Origin of the sequence: Thiocapsa marina 5811 (assembly GCF_000223985.1) — a bacterium.
GTDB classification, from domain to species: domain Bacteria; phylum Pseudomonadota; class Gammaproteobacteria; order Chromatiales; family Chromatiaceae; genus Thiocapsa; species Thiocapsa marina.
Window position 1 is genome coordinate 1 of sequence record NZ_AFWV01000023.1, and the last position, 24,228, is coordinate 24,228.

A 24,228-nucleotide genomic window follows, 5' to 3' on the forward strand; every position below is an offset into this window, starting at 1 on the left:
CCGGACAAACAACCCGTGGCCGCGCTCGTGGAAGCCGCCGCGCGCCGCCACGGCGTGGATCCGGCGTTCGCGCTCGCCATCGCCCGGCGCGAGAGCGCATTCCGCCAGACGGCGGTCTCCCCGAAGGGCGCGACCGGCGTGATGCAGCTGATGCCGGCGACGGCCGCGCGCTACGGCGCGAATCCGCGCGACCTCGAACAGAACATCGACGCCGGCGTGCGCTACCTGCGCGATCTGGCCGGGATGTTCGACGGCGATCCCGCGTTGGTCGCCGCCGGCTACAACGCGGGGGAGGGCGCCGTGATCAAGCACGGCTATCGCATCCCGCCCTATCGCGAGACCCGCACCTACGTCCCCCGCGTTCTCGAATCCCGATCGGAGTATCTGCAATGCCGACAGCCCTGATGCCGCACCCCGGAATCCCCGACCTGCAGGACACCGTGCGACGCTGCAATCGCCTCTATTGGATCGGTGCTCGGGATGCCGCCCGGGTCTCGCCGCAGGTGGCCGCAACCCTGTTCGGCGTGACCCCGGAGCTGGCCGAGTGGCTCGGCGGCGCCACGTTGGAGGCGGTGCTCGATCTGGCCGAGGCACCCGTGGTGACCTTCCGCGCGAGTCTCGACGCACCGCTTGCCCGGGCGCAGGTGCCGCCGGCCTTGCGCAATCTGCATCTGGCGCTGCGGGCCGCCGGGGGTGCGGGGTGAGCGCCGATCCATTGAACCCCGGCCCGATCGCCCTCGGGCAAACTTCTGCACGCATGCCGGATCCACACCTCGCCCGGCACGACGCCGAGACCCTCGCACTCGCCTTGCTGCGGCACGGCGCGCGGGTCGGGGTCGTGCATTGGGCCACGGGTCTGAAGAGCACGGTCCTCGCCGGCTGGTATCGGCAGCTGCACGGGCGGGCACCGCCGCGCGGTCCTCTGCCGGACAGCGCCGGGTCGATGATCCGCACCCGCACCGAGCATGCCGCCGCTTCGCTTTTCGGCGTGGTCTATGCCGAGCACCGTCGCGACGGCGCCCTCGGACGCATGATCGACCCGCAGGGTCTGGTGCGCGCCTACGAGCTCTATCTGGCGCTGATCGACGGCCCGCATGCGGGTGTGCTGGGCATCAACCAAGCCTGGATCGTCGCGCGGGATCTTCGCGCCGGGCTTGCCGCGATCGCCTGGTGTCCGTCCTGCGAGGCCCCCTACATCGCCATGCGCGACGCGATCCTGATCGGCTGTCCGCTGTGCGCCCTGTATGCGCGGGCCGGCGGACGCGTCTCTCCTCGGCGAGCAGGGCACTCCGATGCGACCTCGCGCTGAAGCCCTCGCCGCGGGCCTCCTGATCGCACTGACGGCCGGGCCGACGCCGGCGGCACCCGGGGGCGGCTTCTACGCGCGCGATGCCGAAGGCTGGTTCTGGTATCGGGAGCCGCCGCTGCCGGTTGCTGTCGAGCCGCCGACAAGCGCGGAGCCACCGCGTGCGCCCATCGAGCCCGAGCCGTCCGAGCGGGCGCCGTCCGAGCCTGTCGCGGAAGTGCCCCCCGGACCGGCGCCGCTCTCCGCGCACTGGTTCCGCGAGCACCTGGACACCTACCGCGACCGCGCCATCGACGATCCGTCCCCCGAGAACGTGGCGGTCTACCTGCACCTGCAGCGCATCGCGATGGACAAGTCCTCGCGGTTCGCGCGGGTGTCCGAGCGCGTGGTGCAGGGTGATCCCGTCCTCGACGAGATCACCCGCCGTCCCACCGCCAACTTCGGGGCCAACCTGGCCGACAAGCAGGCGAGCGCCGCCGGCGATGCGCTGCTCGAACGCCTCGCCGGGGAGACCGCACTCTGGTTCTTCTTCCGCTCGGACTGTCCCTATTGCGATGCGCAGGCCCCGCTCCTGGACGCCCTCGCGCAGCGCTACGGCTTCGCGGTGCTGGCGGTCTCGCTGGACGGGGCGGGCCTTGCGGACGGGACGTTTCCCGCCTTCCAGATCGACCGCGGCCAGGCCGAGGCGTTGGGCGTGATCTCCACCCCGGCGATGTTCCTCGCCCGCCCGGATCAGGGCGCGGTGGCCCCGATCGCCCAGGGACTCCTCTCGCTCGCCCAACTGCGCGATCGCATCGTCCTCGCCGCCGTCCAGGCCGGCTGGGTCAGCGAGGCGGAGGCGAGCCGTCTCCGATCGGGTCCGGCCGATGCGCGCAGCGCTGCCGCGACCCTCACCGCACTCCCCGAGGACCCGACCGCCTTGCTCGAGGCACTGCGCGCCACCGTTCTTCCCGACACCCGACCCGACATCCGCCCCGACTCCAGCCAGGCCCCCCGATGAAGATTCGATTCGCACCGACCCTTGTCCTGATCGCCGCGACGGCGACCCCCGCCGCCGAGGCGGCCGGCATCGCCACCCAATCGAGCGTCATGTTCGACAGCATGGTCAATCTCACCAACCCGTCGGCGCACATGGGACAGCGCCGCGGCGCCTTCTCGGGCGGGTCGGTGGTGAACCGCAACCGCCTCATGAGCGAGTCGCTCTGGCACGTGGTGCCGCCGTCCTTCGAGGCCGGCTGCGGGGGCATCGACATGTTCGCCGGTTCCTTCAGCTTCATCTCCGCGGATCAGTTCCAACAATTGATGCGCTCGATTGCGGCGAACGCCACCGGCTACGCCTTCGAGGTCGCCCTGACCGCCATGTGTCCGACCTGTGTCGAGGTCATGGAGTCGCTGCAGCGCAAGCTCCAGGCGCTCAATCAGGGCTACGCCAATTCCTGTCAGCTCGCCAAGGGTCTGGTCAACGACGTGGCGAGCGCTTTGGACGTGCAGCACAAGGACAACACCTCGCTGGTGGCGATGGTGAAGGGCTTCGGCGATGTCTTCGAGACCCGTAGCCTGACCTCCGGGGAAAGCCCGGTGAACCAGGTCGCGAACAACTTGACCGACGAGCAGCGCGCCGAGGCCGATCTGCAGGGCAATCTGGTCTGGCAGGCGCTCAAACGCCAAGGCGCGGCCGGTTGGTTCGTCGGCGGCGACGATGCCCTGCTCGAAGCCATCATGAGCGTGACCGGCTCGGTGATCCTCGGTCCACCCGAGCCCGCACCCGACGGGGCCGGGGACAACTTCCGGGTCACCCCGCTGCCGGGCAACCTCATGAGCGTGCGCGATCTGCTCTGGGGCAGCAGCGCGCACGAGGACACCGGGCCCGGTCAGAGCACCGTCAACCATGTCGTGCGCCGCTACAGCTGCAACGACACCGCGGTGAACGGCTGCATGGCGCCGAGCGTGATCGCCGATACCCAGACCGTGGGGTTGGTGCAGTACACCGATCACCTGCTGCTGGGCGATCCGAACATCCCGGGCAGCGTCGGGTTGGTGCAGAAGTTTCGTCTGGGCGCAACCGCACCGACCGCCCGCGAGCAAGCCTTCATGGAGCTCGCCCCCAACGGCATCGGGGCGCAACTGCGCAACCTCGCCCGGCACGACGAAGGCCTGGCGCGGATCTTCGCCAAGCAGGCCGCGCCGGTGATCGCGCTGGAGATGGCTCAGCTCATCATGTCCGATCTGCTGCGTGCGGCGGAGAACGCGCTCGCGATGGGCGCCAATGCCTACACCGCCAAGGTCGCCGAGCAGATCAAGGGTGCGCGCGAGCAGGTGTATCGCGAATATGCCGTCCTTGCCGAGCGCTACGGCAACGCCCAGACCCTGCTTGCCTACTACCAGGACCTGTCCGCCCAAGTGAAGGGCCGGGCCGAGTCCACCCCAAACCAGCGCTGAGGCACGGCAACAGCCATGTTCGAGATCTATTCCATCGGCGACGCCGCCTACCTCGCCGCCGTCCTCAACGCCGTGGCCATGCTCATGGGCACCGGCAACATGAGCCAGCTCGCCGGCGTGGGCTTCCTGATCGGCGTCATCCTGGTGACCTTCCAGGGCCTGGTGCAGGCGCGCGCACCCCAATACCAACAGATGCTGATCGCGCTGGTCATCTATCTGGGCATGTTCGGTCCGAGCGCGCGGGTGAGCGTGGAGGACCTCTACTCCGGGGCGGTGCACCGGGTCGACAACGTCCCCCTGGGCGTGGCCGCCGTCGGCTCGGCGCTCTCGCAGGTGGGCTACGGGGTCACCCGGCTCTTCGAGCAGGCGTTCTCCACCCCGGCCATGACCGATTACGGCTTCGCCGCACCCCTGCAGATCCTGCAGAGCGTGCGCGCGGGGACCCTCTCTCGCGCGCGGCTCGGCGCGGCCAACAGCCCGACACCGGGTGCGGACATCGAGCGCTCCTTCGTCAACTACATCGCCGAGTGCGTGCTCTACGACGTGGACACCGGACAGCGCTCGCTGGACAGCGTGCTGCGCGATCCGAGCTGGACCGGCGCCCTGGCGGTCGCCAATCCGATGCCGACCACCGAGCTGTGGTTGGGCGGGGCCCCGGTCGTGAAGGAGTGCGACGACGCCTGGGCGGATCTGTCCGCCTACACGACGACCGAGTTCCTGCCGGCGCTGCGCGGCTCGCTCGCCGCCACCCTCGCCGTGCAGGCCGCGGAGGTGGACAACGCCGTGCAGACCGCTCTGGATGCCGTCGCCGGCGCCGGGGTGGACGCGCAGAACTACATGGTGATGTCGGTGGCGGCGAGCGTGCTGCCCAAGGGCGAGGCGCAGGTGTGGGAGGAGCTCGGGCGCTGGGAAACCGCCGCGACCATCACCCAGGCGGCCCAGCAGCGCAACACCCAATGGGCCGCCGAGGAGACCCTGTTCGCGCGCATCGTGCGCCCCATGATGACCTTCTTCGAGGCGTTCCTGTTTGCCGTCTCCCCGCTGATGGTCTTCGCCGTCGGGCTCGGCACGATCGGTATCCGCATGATCGGCAAGTACCTGCTGTTCGGTCTGTGGATCCAGCTCTGGCAGCCGATCCTCGCCGTGATCAACCTCTACATCATCCTGACGACCCAAGGCAAACTCGACGCCCTGCGCAATGCCGGCATGGGCAACCTGGAGCTGCCCTCGATCTTCGCGTTGTGGAAGCTCGACTTCATCCTCTCGGATTATCTCGGGGTCGGCGGCATGCTCGCGGCGAGCACGCCGGCAATCTCCCTGATGCTGATCTACGGCTCGGCGGTCACCGCGACCCATTTGGCGGGACGCCTGCAAGGCGGCGACCACGTCAACGAGAAGATCGCGAGCCCCGATGCGGTGAATCCCGCAGCCGCCTTGTCGATGGGGTCGCTCAAGACCCATGCCCCGCTCACCGGCACGACGACGCCGAACGCCAATTCCGTGCTCTGGTCGGCGGATGTCGGGCGCTCCATGCAGGACAGCGTGCGCTCCGGCGAGCAGGCCGTGCAGCAGGCCAGCGCCCGGTTTTCCTCCGCCTTGGGTGCGGCCGCGAGCGCGACGGCGTCCCGGTCGGGCGAGAGCTTCGATGCGCGCTCCAAGGGCTGGGAGTATGCGGCCACGGGCAGTGCGACGGATAAGACGCTCCTGGCCGAAGCCGAATCGATCGCCTCGGGGTACCGACAGGACGAGGTGTCGCGCTCGGGCATCGCGGCGACGCTGGCGGGCGGTCTGTCGGGCGGGAGAAACGATCAGGGACGCACCGGGAAGGCGTCGATTTCGGGCGAGCTTCACCGAACCTACGGCGTGGAGAAGACGATCGCCGATTCCCTTGCCGGCGAGATTTCCCGACGCGTCACGGGTGACGCAGGGTTCGAGGCGCGCCTGGCCGAGTCGATTAGGCTAGACGAACAGACCGGACGGCGAAACGTATTCTCGCAACGGCTCACCAACGAGGAGAGCGCGCGCCTGACCCGCTCCGCCGACGATGTCGTCACCACCTCGCTTTCGCTGGAGCGTGCGCGGTCCATGGAGAGCCGCTACGGCGCGATGGGGCGCTTCGGCGCCTCGGAAATCGGTCATGCCATCGCCGAGAATCCGGCGATGATGACGCGGGTGATGCAGGAGATCGATCGGCGCAACCTCGCCGGGGATCACCAGACCCTGGCGGGTTCCTGGGCCTACGCGAAGAACATGACGGCGGACTCCGCGCAGGCGGCGGCCGGGATCGCCCTCCTGATCGGTCATGCGGACGGTGCGACCACGCGGACGTTCAGCCCCGCCGAGGCGCAAAGCGCGAAGGAAGCGGGGTACGGCATTCTGGGGGATCTCTTCGGGACCCATCGTCCCGGACCCGACAGCGATCCGAACCGTCACGCCGGCCTTGCGGACGGAGCGCCAAGCTTCGGATCGGCACGGGAGACGTTCGAGCGGGCAGGGGTGAGCGATCCGAGCGCACGGGTGGCCGGGTTGCACGGCGAGATCGACGCGCACGGGCGCGTTGCGGGCGGTGCCGACGATCCGTCCGCCGTCTCGCAATTCCATGACCAAAGTCGCGACGCGGTTGCGAGCCGCCGAGAGGAGCACGAGGCGGATGTGCGTGCGCAGAACCGTGACCGGCTCGGTGCGCTCATCGATCGGCAGGCCATCCTGCCGCGTTCCGCGGCACGGACCCTTCACAACGAGGTCGGGGGGATCCTGATCAAAACGGCCGAGGTCGGGACTCTGACGGCGGCCGGCGCGGGCGGGAGTCTGAATCGGACGGTCGCGGCCGCGAAGGCGTTCGGATCCACCTTGGCAGGCGGGGGCGGTGTGGCGGACGCGCTCGCGGCCGGAAAGGCGGCTGCGGGCGGCGAAGCCGGCTGGACCAAGGCCGTCGACACCATCGTGGCGGCACGGATGCAGGAGGTCGCCGGATTCGGGTTGACATCCGCCCAACATGAGCTGTTTCGGGAGTCCACCGGATCGGTGTTTGCGGACCTGCCCAGTCAAGCCCAGCAAGTCGCCAGAGCCGCGGTGGTCGCGGAAGCCGGGGGCGGGACTCGGGGTGAACACATCGCCGAGTTGATCGAGCGCGCGGCGGTGTCGCGCGAAGACACCGACCTTCGCCTGATCGGAAACTACAACAGCCATGGGGCCGCGACGGAAAAAAAAACTGAACAATCCGGGTTAGAGTTGCATCGAGCGCCGACGCCGACCGAAACCCCGATCCAACTCTCGGCAAGCGCGGGCGCGGCGGCGACGACATCGACCGTCGGCGGTGCGGCCGGAGGGGTGTTGGACATCATCGCGAGCGCCGAGTCCGGCGGGAACTACAATGCCTGGTACGGCAACGCCGGCCAGAATACGGTGGATCTGTCGACGCTGACGCTCGATCGGATCCGCGATCTGCAAAAGGACTTGGTGAAGACCCGCGGTGGCTCTCCGATCGGCCGCTACCAGATCATCGACGACACCCTGGATCGCCTCAGGCTGCGGATGGGTCTCTCGGGCAGCGAGCCGTTCACGCCCGAGCTTCAAGACCGGATGGGTCTGCTCTTGATGCGCGATGCAGGCTTCAACGCCTGGCAACGCGGGAGCATCGACGACGCGACGTTCAATTATCGACTGTCCAAAGTCTGGGCCGGACTCCCGATGGACGCGTCGAACCAAAGCTACTACGAGGGCAAGGCGGGCAATCGCGCCACCGTGGATTACGATGTGGTGATGGACGGGCTGCGACGGCTCAAAGGGTCGGGGGCAGTGGACAGAGGGTCTTGATGATGGAACCGAAACACATCTTTCGCGCGTTGCGGGCCATCCCGCGGCGCGTCCGGTGGATGCTCGCCGTGCCGGTGGTGATCGCGGCGGCGTTCGCGATCGACGCCGATGCGGGTTTTGCGTCGCTGATGGTGCTGACAGCCGTCGGCGTCGTGTGGAATTTTTTCGATCGTGAATCTGCTCCGATTCTCGATGGAGACGAGTTCGATGAGGAGGACGATCCAACCTTTGACCATCTGAATCCGTTCGGTCTCGCCCGGAACCCCTACGATCCGAGCGACCCCTTTCTCCTGCGCCGGCACGATGATGCGGACATGCACCACAATCTCTTCGAAAGCGACTGATCCGGGCGGTTCGAAGACAGGGTCATTTCGCCGACGACCCGAAAACCGCTCGTCGGACGCAATCGCCATCATCCCGATCCGGTGGTGATGGCGTCCGTGATGACGATTTCGCCGCGATCGCCGAGGTGACGATCGCGGCGTTTCTGGACCTGGAGATCGGCAACCGCACGGAACACTTCATCATCGACGCACTCCGCGCAGCCGAGGCATGCGACCTCAGCGGCTGGTTCGGCGTCGATGGATTATCGTTGCCGGTGGAATGCGAAGGGTGTTCTCTACGAGATTGGGCCACGGAGACCGCGACCCTGTCACGACCCAGGGGGACCGGTTCAAGCTCGGCCGACGACCCGGTACGCGGACATTGCAGTCGATCTAGTTCGCGTGATCGGGCGAGGAAACGACTCGGATCTACCTCTTGGCGCCTCGACCCAGGTGACCGTTCCGGACGCGTAGCGGACTGTCGCAGTGAACCCTATGAGCGCCACTGGACGGCCATGAGCGGACAAGGAACATCCCCAGCAGGCCGCCGCACGCGCTCTTTCACCCCCCTTGTGTCCGCGCGGGCCAAGCGCTGTAAGTCTCTTTCCCCGCGACGAATTCCGGCCAATTCCGACCGTCACCATGGCGCGACTTACTTGTGCAGTCGACACATTCAAGTAGGCTTAAGGGTGCTGAACGGACGCATAAGCCCCTATAATCGGCCTCGCAGGTGCCGGGCAACCGAATGGACAACTGGAGATTTTATGCTCTGCTAAGCTATCGATCTCAACTTATTCAAACACTTGGTCCGTCCAATATCTATTAGGCAACTCAGGAGATGTGGCTACATGGCGAAAATCTGTATCGAGATCGACGAAATCCCACATGGCCACGCCATGTCGTTCAAGAAAGGTTTGAGCGACGGAATCCTGGACATGTACGGGAAACAGCAAGATATTCACGCGACGAACAAAGCATCGTACCGAAAAGGCGTTGCTGCCGGTACTCAGCTAAAGGAACAGATCGCAAGTTTGGTTAAGAAGTAGGATTTTTCCTATCCCTGAAGTTGTTGCATTACACCGGAGAATTACATGTTTAACAAGACAATCTCTGATTTGGACCTTGAGCCGATCATCGTGAAAATACTGGATCCAGAGGAAGGCATAGGCTGGGATGTCGAGTTCTCTAAGAGGGTAGCAAAGGAATACAGAAAGTACCTCACGCTATGCCTGGAGAATCCTGACCGACCGGTTGTCCCGTCCGGAAGCGTGGATGACTTCTGGCACTTCCACATTCTCGACACATTGAAATATCATGAAGATTGTGAGGCAATATTTGGTTTCTATTTGCATCACTTCCCCTACTTCGGAATGCGGGGCCCCGAAGACGAAGCAAATCTCAAGGAAGCCTGGACATCCAGTTTAGGTTTGTACCAATCCCGGTTTGGATCCCCGCCTACTGACATCTGGAATGAAAGTAAGCGCTGCCCGAACTGTGGCCGTCGCTGTCGTGCAGCGGATAAGTTCTTTTCCTCGGAACGCCCACGACTTCCGATAGAGCTCCGGTAAGGTTCATCTTGCCGGAGCATCGGCTCGGCCGCGACCGTCGCTGCAGGTCTGTGCTGCGCTCCGGCGCGGAAAGGGAAGAAACTCGGGCCTTATCGTTATACGCGAGATGGTGCTGCAACAATCAGGGGATGAAGGGATGGCTACTTTCTATGTTTACATCACCGATCAGTGCAAGGATGACGCTGCTAGACACAGTGTCACTAAGGATATTGAGAGGCTTGCGGAAAAGATAGAAGAGGAACAGAGCGATCGCGGCCTAGACCATTACCCCCCACCTTATCGAAAAAAGGTCATGGGGAGACCAGGGCGATTAGTCATAGAGGAGCATCGTGTCGAGGATGATACCGTTTTGTGCTTCGCTCGGTATTTCACACGTGGCAGTTCCGAATATGAGGCATTCTATAATAATACGGAAAGTTACTATGAACGTAATAACGTGCCACATGCCGAGATTGACGTCTTTCTCAAAGAGCGAAAGAAAACGCCTATCAAGAAGAAGCCACCTCTAACAGAAGCCGATCTAGCCTACCTCCAGTCCAGCAAGGCACATCATTACACCGATGATGGAGCGTTTCTCGAGAGCTACGATTGGTTCGATCGCATTTCTAAGGGGTGGGCAAAGGATTATTTATCTCGGTATTACGACCTGATTTGTCAAATTGAAAACAGCCTACCCTCAGGAATAGACAAGATTGTCCATGAAAAAAATAGCGACATCCAGATTCTTTTTCGGTGCTATCCCGAGCATAAACGTGTCTTTCTGGTCGCCCCTATTGATTGTCGGAACGAGGGCGACGAACAAGAATTGCGCGAAAAATATTCAGATTTACTGACGGGTAGTTCGACGGAGATGGAGGTTCTTGTCCGCCGCAGCCGAAGAGCCTACCCAACAATCATAACCTATGACGAAAACATCTGGATTTTGGTCGAGAAGAGCGTCGAGGCAAACTTGGCTCTATCACCTGAAGAGGAGTCCATTCTTGAGTCTTTAATGTACCCAACGAACGACGGCGCAAAATATCCTTTATTCATCAACGGGCGACCAGGTAGTGGAAAATCGACCATCCTCCAGTATTTATTCGCCGATCACCTTGCCCGATTTATTGAACTTAATCAGGGAGCAAAAGCTAACCAGGCCCCACTTTATCTCACTTATAGCACGCCGTTGCTGGAACAAGCGCGTGCTGCGGTTGATAATATCCTGACTTGTGGCGCGCGCAATATTGAAGATGGAAACGTGCTAACCACCAGTGCTGAACTGGAAGAGATCCTTCAAACATGTTTCCGAAATTTTCGTGAGTTCCTCCGTTCGCTGCTACCACCTGACATCAAGGAAGAGTTTGCGCATGCCAGCTACATAGACTTCGGCAGGTTCAGAAAGCTTTGGGATGAAAAGCGCAGCAAACACCCAGTTAAGGAAGTGCGGAGCATTGGTGCCGAACTCGGCTGGCATGCGGTGCGAACATTTATCAAGGGTATGCAACATGAGTCAGGTTCGGTGATAGATCCCGATTACTATCAAATTGAGCTTGCACGCGATGTAAAGTCCATCTCCGATCAGACTTTCGAGAGAATATACGAACATGTCTGGGAAACGTGGTATGAGCCTCTTTGCAGAGAGCATGGCTATTGGGATGATCAAGATCTGGCACGAGCCGTACTCACCCATGCGGGCGATAAATTGTCCCATTATCCAGCAGTATTCTGCGACGAAGCCCAAGACTTTACAACGATAGAGCTTGAGCTGATTCAGCAGCTTTCTATCTACTCAGAGCGGGAGGTTCCCAGTTATTTGGTGAAACATGTACCCTTTGCATTTGCGGGAGACCCATTTCAAACCCTTAACCCAACTGGTTTTAACTGGAACGCGATGCAATCAAGTTTCCATGACAACATTGTTCAGCAACTTGATCCCAACGGTGCTGCGAAACTGGAATTCAATTTCCAAGAGTTGGCCTTTAACTATCGCTCGTCGGAGCACATCGTCAAACTCGCCAACCTTGTACAACTGTTACGAGCTGTATTGCTGCGCCTTAAAGGGTTGCGACCCCAGAAAAGCTGGACACTCAAGGCTACAGTGAGCCCCGTTTGGTTCCGAAGGGATGATGTCAGTTGCCAAGCGACCCTGCGTGAGCAGGAAGAGTTAGTCATTATCGTCCCGTGCCAAGAAAACGGCGAGTTCGAGTATGTCGAAAACGACCGGTTTCTCAAATCGATGGCAGTCCAGAATGGGGAGATTACAAGAAACATATTGAGTCCGGCCCGAGCAAAAGGTCTGGAATATGACCGTGTGCTACTCTACGGATTCGGGGATGACGCGGTCCAACGTTTACCGAGCCTACTTGATCACATTGATAACCCCAACAAAGATGCACCGGCAATCGAGCGACGGCTGGCATGGGAGTACTTTTTAAATCAGTTTTACGTGGCTATTACTCGCGCTCGAAAGCGTCTGTTTGTTGTCGACTCTGGTGATGCGCTGGGCCGTTTTTGGGCGTTCACGGAAGCGAACAACCAAAAAGAGTTGCTTGACCTCTATGACCACTCCGATGACTGGAGCTCTGAGGAGCTAGGTGGCCTGATGAAGGGCGATAGCTTAAGTTGGTCCGACGACAGAGACGACCCGCTGGTGCTGGCTCGTCAATGGCAGGAGCAAGGCCGTGCACAACGAGATCCATACCTGCTACTGCTCGCCAAAGGAAACTTCGAACGCGCGGGCCGGCCAGAAGAGGCACGCCTTTGCGAAGCTGAGCAGTACGAATTCGAGGGGGAATTCGACAAGGCGGCTAAGCTCTATACTACGCTTAAGCAATCAGACAACGCATGTCGGTGTTATTGGGCGAATAAAGACACAACGTCGGTCATGCGCATGGTCGAGGAGTTCGCTGAGGTCGCGGCTGATCCTCGATTTATCGCTGCAAGCGCCATCAACCGGGATCGGAACACTGCCCGCCAGATCGATACGGTCTTGACTGCGCTTCAACAGGTAACGCCTACCCCTTTCCCGGACATGCCCGGCGAAATTGATGCATGGCGGTGGTTCTTCACCCGAATTGCGAGCAAAACTGGGGATGCAATCGAAGCATCCGACCGTGAAAAGGAGGTTTGGAGACCCTATATTGATCGCCTAATAAATACGATCACACGATTCGAGCTTCCCCTTAGCACCTATCCGGAAATAGCAAAACTGCTTTTCCTTACGGGAGACCGAGAGTCTGCGCTCAATTACTGGAACACTCACTGTCTAGATCAAAAACCAGATCCCGAGCGCGACAAGTGGCTTGTTAGGGCGCGGGCAGAGACTGAGCCTTATCCCGCGAATATCCGCTCTTTCCACGAACTTGGAGACCATAATGCGGCTATCGATCAATGGGTAGGAACTGGCAGAGCTATTGATAACGATACCCCGGTAAAGCTGCTGCTTGATTGCGCGATATCAATCGGTGATATCGCGGCGATTCGAGCATTGTTCCCCGCAAATAACGATCTCGCACAAGTGTCAGCAGCGCTCAGTCGCATCGATGAAAAAGCCATCCGCTCTTTGGTCGGCGCATTGCCTGTTGCCATTTCTCATTCGCTTGAGTCTCATGGTGATTGGGGGCAACTCATTGCTTTTGTTTCGAATCAATCAACTCCGGATCGAAATTTGAATTCAATGATTAAGGAGTCGGGCATAGAGTGGCCGGCGGGAGTATTGGAGGCATCTGCGGTTCGAGCAATGGCACGCTCTGAGCGGCTCGTGCGGGCTGTGTCTAAGGTCCAAAAGGAAGTCTCAAGTTTCCTAAAGCAACATCTTGTTATTGACAAGGATGCAGTTCGTGATAAGCAAGGATCCGTCAAGTCGATACTCAAGTTGGTGGATATTGCAGAGGCTGGAGCAGCGTTTGAGCGAGCGTTCCGTTTAACTTATGCGCTGGAGTTCTATGAGCAGTTCTTCGTAAAGAGTTTTCTCGCCTATCGGGTATTGCAACCTACCGCCGATCAAGCCGAGTTCGCGAAACGACGTTGGATTTTGTGCAAACGCCGATTGGCTAGAATGCAAGAAGGCAGTGGGAAAGAGAAGCACGATGCCGAAGCTAGAGAGTTGGAGCGTGAGTGGAATATTTCTGTCGATCAGGAGCCAGAGTATCCGGCGCTTGCGCCAATAAGCGAGCTGGAGGTTTTGGTTGTTGGGACGCCCTCAGATACCAACAGCATTACTTCTGATAACGAGAAACAAATTGCGATCGTGTCGCCTATAGAATCCAAGGCATCAGACAAGCAGCAGATTTCGGCAACGACCACGCTTAAATTGGGAAATCATGAACTGGCCGCGAAAGTTCTGACCCGAAAAAAGCGGATTATTCTTACAGATGTAGAAACAGAAGACCAAGTGACATGTGGCCCAACCATTGTCGCCAGTGACGATTTAAAGATCGGCAGTGTTAAGGACACCGAACGCAGTCATACATGGCAGGTCACAGATTGGGGAATCCAGTGTGAAATTGAAACTATGGATGACCGATCGGTGATTCGCTTTTGTTTTTCCGACGGCGACCCAATACTCGGGTTTGAATTTATTTCAGAGTGGAAATGAAGATCAGTTCATAGTCAAGTTTTCCGGTATGCTAGTGAATGACAACGAGATCCAGTCGATGCGCTATAGGCGCGCGCGGCTGATTTGCAGCGTTATGGCCGGCTCTGATGTCTCCTTCCGGTCGTAACCGGCCTATCTGGAGCGTGAGCGCCAGCGTCCGCAAAGCACGTCGTCACGCGACAGGATAGGGTCGAGCGGCGGCATTATGGCCGTCCAGAGTCTCTCACACGCTTGGCTGCGATAGTCCGCTCTGCGCGTTTTGCTGTCATTCGAATTGCCGGGGTCAGCGGTCGCTGGGCCCGAGCAACGGTCACTCGGTTCGGATATGGCGACAGCATGGAGGCATCCAGGACCAGACAACTGGGTCGAGGGCGCCCACGTCTGGCTATCTTCTATCACCAGACATGGCATTCTCTCTTGCCGCACGATGCCCTGCGATTGTCGAGATCCGATAAGAAGGCATTCAAATACAATTCAACACCTGGATTGCAGGGATATGTTATCACCGGACGCCATCGAAGATCGCATTGCTCAGTTCAAACTTGATCTGACGAAATACTCTACCCTTAATATGGCTAGGCGCCACATCATCTTTGGTGAATGCGCAACAATAAGCGCTGACGAATATTTCGATCTTAGATCCCGTATCGCCAAACTATACAGCGTTCATCCAAACGAAGTGATCGCCGTCGGTTCCGGAAAGTTGGGCTTTAGCATATCACCAAGAAAACGTTATAGACATTTCTCAAACGATTCAGACCTCGATGTTGTTATCATTTCGGAGGAGCTTTTTGATAGGTGCTGGAGAGAACTCTTCAGATACGAGAATCAAGGTGGTTATTGGGAGAAGGCGCCTAAGCTCAAGGAATACCTTTTTCGTGGCTGGATCAGACCGGACATGATGCCGCCAGATGGTAATTTCGATTTTGGTAAGCGTTGGTGGGAGTTCTTTAATGGGCTTTCTGCGTCTCGAGATTATTCCATTTCGAGGATTAGGGGAGCCATCTACAAGAACTGGAGTTTTCTTGAGGCGTATCAATCCGTAGCAGTAGATCAATGTTCGAAGCATAGTGCGGTTGAGAGGGAAAAATGAAAACAAGCGCCACCAACAGACGGCTAAGGGTTCTGCTGACTGATATAAGAGAGGAAAAACTCATTCCCCGACCCGAATTTCAAAGGCGCCTTGTATGGACGAACAGGCACAAGGAATCGTTCATCCAAACAGTCTTATTGGGGTTGCCTTTCCCAGAAATATACATTGCCTCCGGAGAGGTTGATACAACTACAGGGGAGGGGAAAGAAATGTTAGTCGATGGTCAGCAGAGGATAACCACGCTTTCGCAATTTTTCACTGGCTCAGAAGATCTGAAACTGAAGGAAATTGCTCCTTACGTCGATTTGCCTGTCGATGCGAAAAAATCATTCTTAGAATATGAGGTCGTAATCAGAGATCTTGGCTCGAAGAACATTGAAGAAATTAAAGACGTATTTCGAAGGATTAATTCTACCAAATACTCGCTCAACGCGATGGAAATTCATAATGCGAGATTTGATGGAGCGCTAAAGCAATTCGTAGATGAACTGTCAAGGAGCGCCTTCTTCGACAACAACCGCGTTTTTGGTACCACAGAAATACGTCGAATGGGTGATGTTACCTTCTGTCTCACAGTTGTCATAACCACTCTTGCGGGCTATTTTAACCGTGACTCTCTTTTCGAGGAGTTCCTGGAAAAGTACAATGATGAATTCGAGCATTCCGTTGACTTAAAAGAAGAGCTGCAGTCCGTGTTCGATCTGATCGAACACGCGCGCTTGGGCCCAAACTCCCGAGCTTGGAGAAAGGCAGACCTCTTGACGTTAATTGTTGAGTTATACCATTTCACAGTCCGCAGATCGCACGCAATTTCACCTGAACAGTTGAAAGCTTGCTTAGAGAGCTTCTACCAGGATGTGGGCAAAGCTGCTGAAGGAGACACTGAAGATGCAGATGCGGCGTCGTATCACAAAGCGACATTGCAAGCGACCGCCGATAAATCGAGCAGAGTGCGGCGGGGGGAAGCATTGCAAGCGCAGTTTAATAAGCTTCTAGCAATTGACTGAATGCTGGGATAACCGACAAGTTGGAGCTCGTCTTCGACGTTCCGTTGCCAAGACCGTCAACGACCTGAAATGGCTCCGAAGCGACATATCGGGAGGGTTACCATCAGCGTCTGCAATGCGCGTGTTCCCGCCGCCGCCCCGAACGGCCGGCAGCGGCTTCGGACGCATTGGAGACGCAGGTAGGCTACGCTGACAGTGCCTCTCCTCAGCAAAAAAGCGGACTGCTACGCCGCCGATTCTGGATCCGTTGCGCGCTTTGAGGTTGCAGGGTGCGGCTGACCCCGAAGGGCACCCCCGAGCGTGGACGTCTCAGAAAAGGTCCGTTTCGGAACGGTATCGGGATGTTGTCAGGAGTTGGGTGTTGCGGAATGGCATCTCGGTTGTTTAGCGTTAGGAAAAAAGAATGGGGGAAGGGTCGGACTGACGTGCGCCTTGGCCAGACCGTCAAACCTCTCGCGATGATAGCCGAATCGCCTTCGGCCTCGCTAATGATGTAACGCTAAGGTGCATCACCGAGGACCGATGTCAGTGCTGTCGCTCTCCTTCGGCATCCAGTGCTTTGCCGTGCGCATATCTATCCAGTCGCAATGAAGTTCGAGCCTGAGTTCAACGTTACCCTTCGGCACCAGATATGGCTCTAGCTGTTCCGGGATCGGAAAATAAAGGCCGCCATACATCTCCTGCAATGGTCGGTCGAAAGGCTGTGCGCCCTCTGCGCGCGGTGCGCCTTCAACCGTGGTGGTCACGATCTCGTCCAAGCGGATTTCATACTGGAACGAGGCGCTCACTGTGTCCGACGCCACGTATAGAATCTTGTTACCGGCCCAAACGATGCCGCGGCTTTCACACTCCGGAAGGATGTCTCCATAAGCCTTGTATGCCGACTCAGGCAGCCGGATATAGAATCCGGCCCGGCCCGTCTGACCTGTCTCATCTATGATTTGAAGGATGCGGGGATTCTTTCTTTCGGGCTGGGCGTCAGCTTGAACCTGTGCGCCGCCACCCCCAACATTGATTACCTGTACGTCCGAGCGGGTCACGACTTGCCGCCTCCCTCCCTTCCGTACGGTTCCGATATCATCCTTCAAAAGTATCCAGAGTTCGGAACGCCGCTTGGCGAGCATTTCAAGATTAAGCGCACCGTCGCCGAAGAAGCGTGGACTCCATTTCTTCAGTGAAGGGCCAAGATATTCCCGGCAGAATGAAGCGATCAGCGAGTACAGTAGTTGGCTGAACCCGAGGTCCTCCAATTTGGCAATCTCCTGGTGGCGCACATCGACGAAGATGTCAATCGCTTGGCCGCCGCCATGCTCCTTGACGAAGACCGGAATGTCCTCCGTCAGTTTGCCGGAGACGAGGCGGAAATTGTGCACCTCGTATGACTTTGCAATCGTCATCTCCAATTCGCTCAGGAACACACGTTCGAAGCGCGTCAGCCTCTCATAGTGCTCAATACAATCGATGATGCCGTCGAATGGCTTGGCACCACAAAACTGTTGTAGGTAACTCTTTTCGGCATTGCGCCGGTGCTGATCTGATGACAGCAGGACGACAATATGCCCCTGCGCCTGCATGATCTGGTTGAGGGCCTGCTTCTGCGTTGTCCCGAAATAGACGCCGACGCCCCCCTGCGTCGCGCGGCGCTTGATGCTTTCAAGTGCGATTTCCGTCGCATCGGCCAAGCGTACGCGGACATTATCGAGCTTTCCTATCATCCCGCGCTTCACTACATACCGAAAAATCCGCGTGTGCTGCGCAATCCGTTCGGGCGAGTCGAGCACGGCATCAACAGCCACCCGCTCCAACAAGGCTAAAATTTGTCCGAGCAGGCTTGTCGTCGTCCCGTCCAACGAGTCGCGTCCGGCTGTCGGCACAAAGCGATCGCCGTCCAAGCGGCCGGAAACACCGATGGTTGTTCCTATCTGGGTGGCGCAAAGCTTAAAGCCTCGCTTGAATACGTCAATCGCTCCGTTCTCAAACCGGATTTGCCCTGTGAGATTGATTGCCTCATCGCCAATGGCTAGGCCGTGAATTCCGGCAATTAGAGTATGTCCCCGGTCCTCGAATAATCGGCCTGTAATTGTGAGATTCCCCTCGCGCCACGTCTTTATGCCTACTCCAATCTCCATAAGGTTTTCACGATCATCCAGGTCCGACAAACAAGTTTGCGAAATCTTCTTACCGTTGAAGGCGATCATAATCGGCACGAAGCGGACAAAGTCTTTCAGATAACGCTGGAGTTGCTCCACGTCCGGCGGCTCGCGCAAGTGCCCGACCACAATCGTGCCCCGTGGCGCTGCCTCGTCACTAGGACGCACTGTGACAGAGGGAATAGCGATTCCGGCAGCCTTGATATCATCCTGCGAAAGGCTCGTGTATGTGCCGTGCTCTGCTTCCTGAACCTGTGAGATGACCTCTAACCTGTCGCAGACACCAAAATTGGCAAAACCGCCGATACCGAACATGCCTACGCAACCGGCCTGCACCGCTTCTCCGGTGCGCTTTCCACTTGCTCCGATGGTCCAGAAAAAGTTCTGAAGGTCTGTTTCCGACATGCCAATCCCGTTGTCGCACACGATGAGCTTTCGATCGTCGACGGTAACATCTATGCGGTAACGGTTGTCGCGGGGATCTACATCTTCGCGGAGCGCCTGGATGCGGATTGCATCTACCGCGTTCTGAACATTTTCCCGTATAAACGCCATAGGCGTTTCATAGATTTGCTTCGAGATCGCCCGCAGAACACTCTCGAACTCGATTCCTACCTTAAATGAGGATCCGCCGGTCACGCCGTCCTCCTTTCCGCCCGCTTGGCACTTAACTTATCCCGAAAGGCTCGGTCGCCCGTAGCCTCAACAATTTTCTGACCAACAGCTGCAAACCCTTCCACAGCTTCCGGAAACCGGTTCATGCCAGTCAGCACAGCTTTCTTGGCCGCCTCATGGTCCTCCGCGTCTGCCTGCAAGGAAGCCAGTGCCGCGAAGTCGGCAGCAGCCGCCAACTCATCGGCGGTGATCTCGTTGTATAACTCGATTGCCCGGAATTTTTCAGTAGCCTCGGTCGATTGGCGGAGGCACAGCGCCAGCATCCGCTGTGCCTCAATCGCCACTGTCCTTTCAGGCGAATCGAGAAGACGTTCTGCCTGGGCGCGGAGCGACTCCCAGTCTTGATAGGTGGCCAAGTCTTGCAATAGCGCAAGCGAGTGAGCAAACGGCTGAAGAGGCTCAACCCCTGCAAGCACACGCATCTCAGCTTCGCGCTCGCCCAGTTTCTGGCGCAAGCCAGGATCGGTTGTGCAGAGTTCGTTCAGCAGAATCCCGTACCGCTCAACAGCTGCGCCATAGCGGGCGAAAAAATCGTCCAATATCATTTGCCCACCAAATAACCTGAGCGGATTCCGGATCGCCATGAATGCCACAGTTGCGGCCTTCAAATCGCCGTGAGCCTGACCGAGGAGAAAGTCGAGGGTCCCGAAGACATGGCCGTTCCCCACGGCAATAGGCATCTCGGCCTGCGCTTCTATTAACAAGGCGGAGAGGTAGTGCGCGAGCGACGCAAGCGGCGTGCAGAATTTAGCGATCGCACGGGCGAGTTCATCGAGCGAGTACGGCCGGACTGCATTAATGACGAACGTTGACTGCTTATTGTTCTCGTACGAAAATGCGCCGTCGGTCGGCTTGTATTGTATCGTTTTGACAGTCTGTCGCGCTTGCATCACGTCTAGGCTAATTATGCTATAGGCGTTATGTGCATGCCGGGATTCAAAAGACGATCCTGCGGCAATTGTCAGGCAATGTGTACCGGAATGCACGACATGGTGCGACTCAGGGTCGTGAAGGTGGCCGCAGTGGTAAAAATGACACACTTCCTCTATGCGGCGCTGGACCGGACGACGGTCGAACTCGTTTAGAAGATGAAACGGATGATGTCCCATCGCAATGACGAGATTGGCATCGGCTTCGCCCGCGATGCTAAGCGCGTCGATCACTTGACGTTCCCCCGCCAGGAGCTTGCCGTGGTCGGACGAGCCGCCTTCCGAGAGCCAAGCGGTGTTGATCCCGACGATTGCGATGCTGATGTCTTCCACAACGATAGCCGAGACGTAGCCAAGTCCGTCATGGGTCCATTTCTTCTCCTGTCGCGAAAAGTAGGTCTCCTGGAACCGGCGGAAGTTTGCCTGCCGTTGCAGCAACGTTTCTAGTTCCTCAGGTGATCCCAGAAATGAGTCAATGTCATTCTGACTCTGAAGGACGTAACGCGCACCGGAGAAGCACGTCCTTTGCCGATCTCGTTCCACATCATGGTTGCCGGGAATGCAGAAAATTCGCTCACGGGCTACGCCCGCCACCCTCGTCACTTCCTCAAAGAAAGCAGCGGCGAGAGCGTATTCATCCGCCTTGCCAGCATAGGCGAGGTCGCCGGTTGCAAGCACGAAATCGATCACGCCAGCATCTGCCCGGCGTCGCTCGATATCAGCGCACATTGCCGAAAGCACAATGTCCTGCGCCCAAGCCCGGCTGTCGTGCAAATGGAAGTCAGACATGTGGAGCCAAGTAACCGGACGCATTTCTAGCAACCACCTTCCAGCGAGGTATTTCGCGGCACTTTAGCGTCGCATTTTCTACTGCCGGCTGGCGGAAGAATCGTGCGGGTAGTGCCTCGACAGGAGGCGATAGTGGATGGATGTGGCATGCAGTGGGCTATAAATCCAGCATCGATGAATTCGCCGCAGTCAGTACCGACACGTCTGCGGCCGGTCCGGAGATTTCCTATAAAAACATTCGCCATCACTGTCCTTTCTTTAGAGTTCGGCGGACGAACGATCCTTCTATCTTGGAGCCGAAGGAAGACTTGAGCAAGAGTTTCGGTCGCTGTCGATAAGTTGGGCACTCATCCATGGCATAGTTGGCGGGATAGGCGGCCAACTAGTAGCTCTTTCCGCCTAATCTTGCGTAAGCATGATCGTAGGCGTATTTCTTAAGGTTGGTTATCAAGAGCCCTTGGCCGGCTGGCGCAAGGTCAACGTCCGCGCCACCAACACCGCGCTTGATCTCGCGCATGAGATCAAGGAGCTGCTGGACGTCGATTATCGCAAGGCTGAAAAGGTCGTTCTGGTTTGGGACAATCTCAACACCCATGTACCGGCGTCGCTGTACAAAGCCTTTGCGCCGCAGGAGGCGCGTCGACACTTGGACCGCTTGGAGATTCACTACACCCCCAAACACAGCAGCTGGCTCGACATCGCCGAGATCGAACTGGGCGTCTTCACCAAGCAGTGTCTCGATCGGCGCATCGACGACATCGACACCCTGCGCAGCGAGGCCAAGGCCTGGGCGGATCGCCGCAATGCTTCCGCGGCCGTTGTCGACTGGCAGTTCACGACCGACAATCCACGCATCAAGCTCAAACGCTTAAATCCGCAGCTTAAGGAGGAAGGAGGTACTAGCCGCGTAAGACACAAATGCTAGTCGAGGTGTGCTGGTCTTGATACGGTTCCTCGCCTGTGCTGTCAATGGGACATAAAGGAGGTTGAACTAATCCGCTCCGCGGGGCTTATTGGAGTCCATTCGCGGCGGCAGTTGAAGTCCGAATGACGCGGCAGTAAACGGGCGCGCATGGCGGCCCCGTTCCCCGCCTGCATGTCCCCGTCGTCCACACTCGAAGGCGACCCAATCCGGGTCGTAACCCGAGGATCGGACGATGACGCCCTTACGCCAACGCATGATCGCCGCCATGCAGATGCGTGGCTTCTCCCCGCGGACCCACGCCAGTTATCTCGCCGCGGTGCGGGATCTCGCCAGATTCACCCACCGTTCCCCCGACACGCTCGGGCGGGCCGATCTCCAGGGCTATTTCGAGCACCTGGTCATCGAGCGCAGGCTCGCCCCGGCGAGCGTGCGCCTGTCCTACAACGGCATCCGCTTCCTCTATATCCAGGTGCTCGCCTGGCCCGCGGTCGACCTCGATGTAGCCCTGCCCAAGCGCCCCCAGCGTATTCCGGGGTTGCTGACCCGCGCGGAGGTCGCCGCGATCTTGGGCGCGTGCGCCAATCCCCGGTATCGGGCCATGCTCACCGTGTGCTACGGCTGCGGACTGCGTCTGAGCGAGGTGTTGGCGCTGCGGGTGAGCGACATCGACGGTGAACGTCGGCTCCTGCGCATCGAGCAGGGCAAAGGGGCCAAGGACCGGCTGGTCCCGCTCTCCCCGACCTTGCTGGAGGCGCTGCGCGCCTACTGGCGCCTGTACCGCCCCGAGGATTGGCTGTTCGCCGGGCGCACCGGCGGCCCGCTCTCGCCGACCGTCCTGCAGAAGGCCTATACCCGGGCCAAGCACCAGGCCGGGGTCACCAAGGACGGCGGCATCCATGCGCTGCGCCATGCCTACGCCACCCATCAACTGGCGGCCGGACTGCAGGTCGAGCGGCTGCAGCGCCTGATGGGGCATCGCAGCATCCAGACCACGCTGCGCTATGTCCATTGGGTGCCCGGGGCCGGGGACGGCGACGGCCCGTTGGATCTCATCGCCCGGTTGGAGGTGAGCCATGGCTGAGGCCTCCCTGCAGGCGATCATTCACGCCTGTCTCGCCGATTATGCCGCCGACCATCCCTTGAGCCCCCGCCAGTGGCAGGTCTGCCATCACCTTCGGGACTGCCGCACCGCCGCCTTGGGCGGCTTTGCGCTGGAATGCGACGGCTGCGGGGATCGCCCGCTGCTCTATCACGCCTGCCGCGACCGGCATTGCCCGCGCTGTCAGCAGCGGGCCTCCGCGGCGTGGTGCGACCGCCAGCGCGCGGCGGTGTTGCCGGTGACGTATCACCACCTGGTCTTCACCCTGCCCGCGTCCCTCAACGGTTGGGTGGAGATCCATCCGGAGGTGATCTATGGTCTGCTGTTCGAGACGGCATGGGCGACCCTCTCGACCTTCGGCGCGGACCCCAAGCGCCTGGACGGTCAACTGGGGATGACGGCGATGCTGCACACCTGGGGCCAGACCCTGGTGCGCCATGTCCACCTGCATTGTCTGGTGCCGGGCGGGGCACTCGGCAGCGACGGCACCTGGCATCCGGCCAAGAGCACCTATCTGTTCCCGGTCCGAGCCCTCTCCCGGCATTTCCGCGGCGGCTTTGTCGGGCGTCTACGCCGCGCTCGCGAGGACGGCAAGCTCTCCCGGATCCAAGACGATGCGCAGGTGGATCGGATCCTCGAGACCCTGATGGCGACCGATTGGGTGGTCTATTCCAAGCCCTGCCTGGCGCGGACCGACACCGTGGTCGATTATCTGGGGCGCTACAGCCATCGCATCGCGCTGTCGGACCGCCGTCTGTTGGACTTCCACGGGGCGTCGGTGCAGCTGAGCTATAAGGACTACCGCGACGGCGATCGGCGCAAGGTGATGACCCTCACCGCGGAGGAGTTGCTCCGTCGCTTTCTGCTGCATGTCCTGCCGAAAGGGTTCATGCGGGTGCGCCACTTCGGCTTTCTGGCCAACCGCTGTCGGGCGCGGCGCTTGGCCGCGATCCGCACGGCGCTGAGCGCACCGCCGCCCGAGGCCTGCGTGCCGGAAACGCCGGCGGCGCGGTTCGACGGCTATCCCTGCCCCAAGTGCAGAACCGGGAAGCTGCAGGTGCGCGCGCACCTCGCCCCGACGGAGCATGCAGAAGGAGGACGAACGCCCCTACGCACGCTTTGAGTTGATCGTCATCCATTGGATTGCGGACAGGCCGCATGCGGCCTGCGATCGCGCTCGTCCCGGCGGTGGAAAATCGCCTAAACTCTCCCTTGGAGCGCGGCTGCAGAGCCTGATCGGATCCCTCTTCGGAACCTGCCGACGATCGCACAGGGCCAGGCGTCGGGGCCGGGAGGCAGCGCGCGGCGACAGCACCCTGGGCCTAGCCGATACAATTTCCTATCTATAGGGTGAGGCGCGCATCCCTCGCCGTCGTACCGGGATCGGATCAGTCCAACGCACATTTATCCGCCGTGCGCGACGCGCGTCTTCCCAACATCAGGGATCACTGCCACGCGCACGACGGATAAATGCTTATTCGTTATGTACTATTTCTCAGTTAGTGGGCGCACACGGGTTTCACCAGCCGCGTG

Annotated in this window: 17 protein-coding genes; 15 read left to right on the forward strand and 2 right to left on the reverse strand. The window is 59.4% G+C overall.

What is annotated here, in order from left to right:
* The 12 genes from THIMADRAFT_RS22795 to THIMADRAFT_RS22840 all read left to right on the forward strand — a co-directional run.
* A partial coding sequence (locus THIMADRAFT_RS22795) for a lytic transglycosylase domain-containing protein (RefSeq protein ID WP_007195495.1) occupies positions 1-405 on the forward strand: 405 nt, incomplete at its 5' end.
* The gene (locus tag THIMADRAFT_RS22800) at positions 390-704 is read left to right on the forward strand and encodes a hypothetical protein (protein WP_007195496.1); all 315 of its coding nucleotides are present in this window, start codon (positions 390-392) and stop codon (positions 702-704) included. The genes THIMADRAFT_RS22795 and THIMADRAFT_RS22800, both read left to right, overlap by 16 nt.
* 53 nt (positions 705-757) lie before the next feature.
* Entirely contained in the window at positions 758-1,309 is a 552-nt protein-coding gene (locus THIMADRAFT_RS22805) for a FlhC family transcriptional regulator (RefSeq protein WP_007195497.1), read from the forward strand.
* Positions 1,293-2,306: a conjugal transfer protein TraF gene (traF, locus tag THIMADRAFT_RS22810; protein WP_007195498.1), complete on the forward strand. Its 1,014-nt coding sequence runs from the start codon at positions 1,293-1,295 to the stop codon at positions 2,304-2,306. The genes THIMADRAFT_RS22805 and traF overlap by 17 nt, the downstream gene beginning before the upstream one ends.
* The gene (locus THIMADRAFT_RS22815) at positions 2,303-3,745 is read left to right on the forward strand and encodes a conjugal transfer protein TraH (protein WP_007195499.1); all 1,443 of its coding nucleotides are present in this window, start codon (positions 2,303-2,305) and stop codon (positions 3,743-3,745) included. The genes traF and THIMADRAFT_RS22815 overlap by 4 nt, the downstream gene beginning before the upstream one ends.
* A 15-nt stretch (positions 3,746-3,760) precedes the next feature.
* Complete coding sequence (locus THIMADRAFT_RS22820; protein WP_007195500.1) at positions 3,761-7,561, forward strand: conjugal transfer protein TraG N-terminal domain-containing protein; 3,801 nt, start codon at positions 3,761-3,763, stop codon at positions 7,559-7,561.
* 59 nt (positions 7,562-7,620) lie between these two features.
* Entirely contained in the window at positions 7,621-7,905 is a 285-nt protein-coding gene (locus THIMADRAFT_RS22825) for a hypothetical protein (RefSeq protein ID WP_139052973.1), read from the forward strand.
* 827 nt (positions 7,906-8,732) lie between these two features.
* A complete protein-coding gene (locus THIMADRAFT_RS22830; RefSeq protein ID WP_007195502.1) occupies positions 8,733-8,930 on the forward strand; it encodes a hypothetical protein in 198 nt (65 codons plus the stop codon).
* 45 nt (positions 8,931-8,975) lie between these two features.
* The gene (locus THIMADRAFT_RS26085) at positions 8,976-9,452 is read left to right on the forward strand and encodes a glycine-rich domain-containing protein (RefSeq protein ID WP_007195503.1); all 477 of its coding nucleotides are present in this window, start codon (positions 8,976-8,978) and stop codon (positions 9,450-9,452) included.
* Between the two features lie 106 nt (positions 9,453-9,558).
* A complete protein-coding gene (locus tag THIMADRAFT_RS22835) occupies positions 9,559-14,028 on the forward strand; it encodes a 3'-5' exonuclease (RefSeq protein WP_040733923.1) in 4,470 nt (1,489 codons plus the stop codon).
* Between the two features lie 496 nt (positions 14,029-14,524).
* Positions 14,525-15,121: a hypothetical protein gene (locus THIMADRAFT_RS26905; RefSeq protein WP_139052974.1), complete on the forward strand. Its 597-nt coding sequence runs from the start codon at positions 14,525-14,527 to the stop codon at positions 15,119-15,121.
* Positions 15,118-16,128 (forward strand): GmrSD restriction endonuclease domain-containing protein, encoded by a 1,011-nt coding sequence (locus THIMADRAFT_RS22840; RefSeq protein WP_007195506.1) that lies wholly within the window; start codon positions 15,118-15,120, stop codon positions 16,126-16,128. Before THIMADRAFT_RS26905 ends, THIMADRAFT_RS22840 begins: the two co-directional genes overlap by 4 nt.
* 509 nt (positions 16,129-16,637) lie before the next feature.
* On the opposite strand, the gene THIMADRAFT_RS22845 is transcribed toward THIMADRAFT_RS22840, so the two are convergent.
* Together THIMADRAFT_RS22845 and THIMADRAFT_RS22850 are read right to left on the reverse strand one after the other, a co-directional pair.
* The gene (locus THIMADRAFT_RS22845; RefSeq protein ID WP_007195507.1) at positions 16,638-18,917 is read right to left on the reverse strand and encodes an ATP-binding protein; all 2,280 of its coding nucleotides are present in this window, start codon (positions 18,915-18,917) and stop codon (positions 16,638-16,640) included.
* Positions 18,914-20,671, reverse strand: coding sequence for a metallophosphoesterase family protein (locus THIMADRAFT_RS22850; RefSeq protein WP_040733928.1), 1,758 nt, complete (start codon positions 20,669-20,671; stop codon positions 18,914-18,916). Before THIMADRAFT_RS22850 ends, THIMADRAFT_RS22845 begins: the two co-directional genes overlap by 4 nt.
* A 415-nt stretch (positions 20,672-21,086) precedes the next feature.
* On the opposite strand from THIMADRAFT_RS22850, the gene THIMADRAFT_RS22855 reads away from it, so the two are divergent.
* The 3 genes from THIMADRAFT_RS22855 to THIMADRAFT_RS22865 all read left to right on the forward strand — a co-directional run bounded on the left by THIMADRAFT_RS22855 (position 21,087) and on the right by THIMADRAFT_RS22865 (position 23,818).
* Complete coding sequence (locus THIMADRAFT_RS22855; RefSeq protein ID WP_007195509.1) at positions 21,087-21,596, forward strand: transposase; 510 nt, start codon at positions 21,087-21,089, stop codon at positions 21,594-21,596.
* Positions 21,597-21,828: 232 nt separating this feature from the next.
* Positions 21,829-22,677, forward strand: coding sequence for a tyrosine-type recombinase/integrase (locus THIMADRAFT_RS22860; RefSeq protein ID WP_007195510.1), 849 nt, complete (start codon positions 21,829-21,831; stop codon positions 22,675-22,677).
* Positions 22,670-23,818, forward strand: a complete 1,149-nt coding sequence (locus THIMADRAFT_RS22865) for an IS91 family transposase (protein ID WP_007195511.1) — start codon at positions 22,670-22,672, stop codon at positions 23,816-23,818. The genes THIMADRAFT_RS22860 and THIMADRAFT_RS22865 overlap by 8 nt, the downstream gene beginning before the upstream one ends.
* Positions 23,819-24,228: the final 410 nt, after the last annotated feature.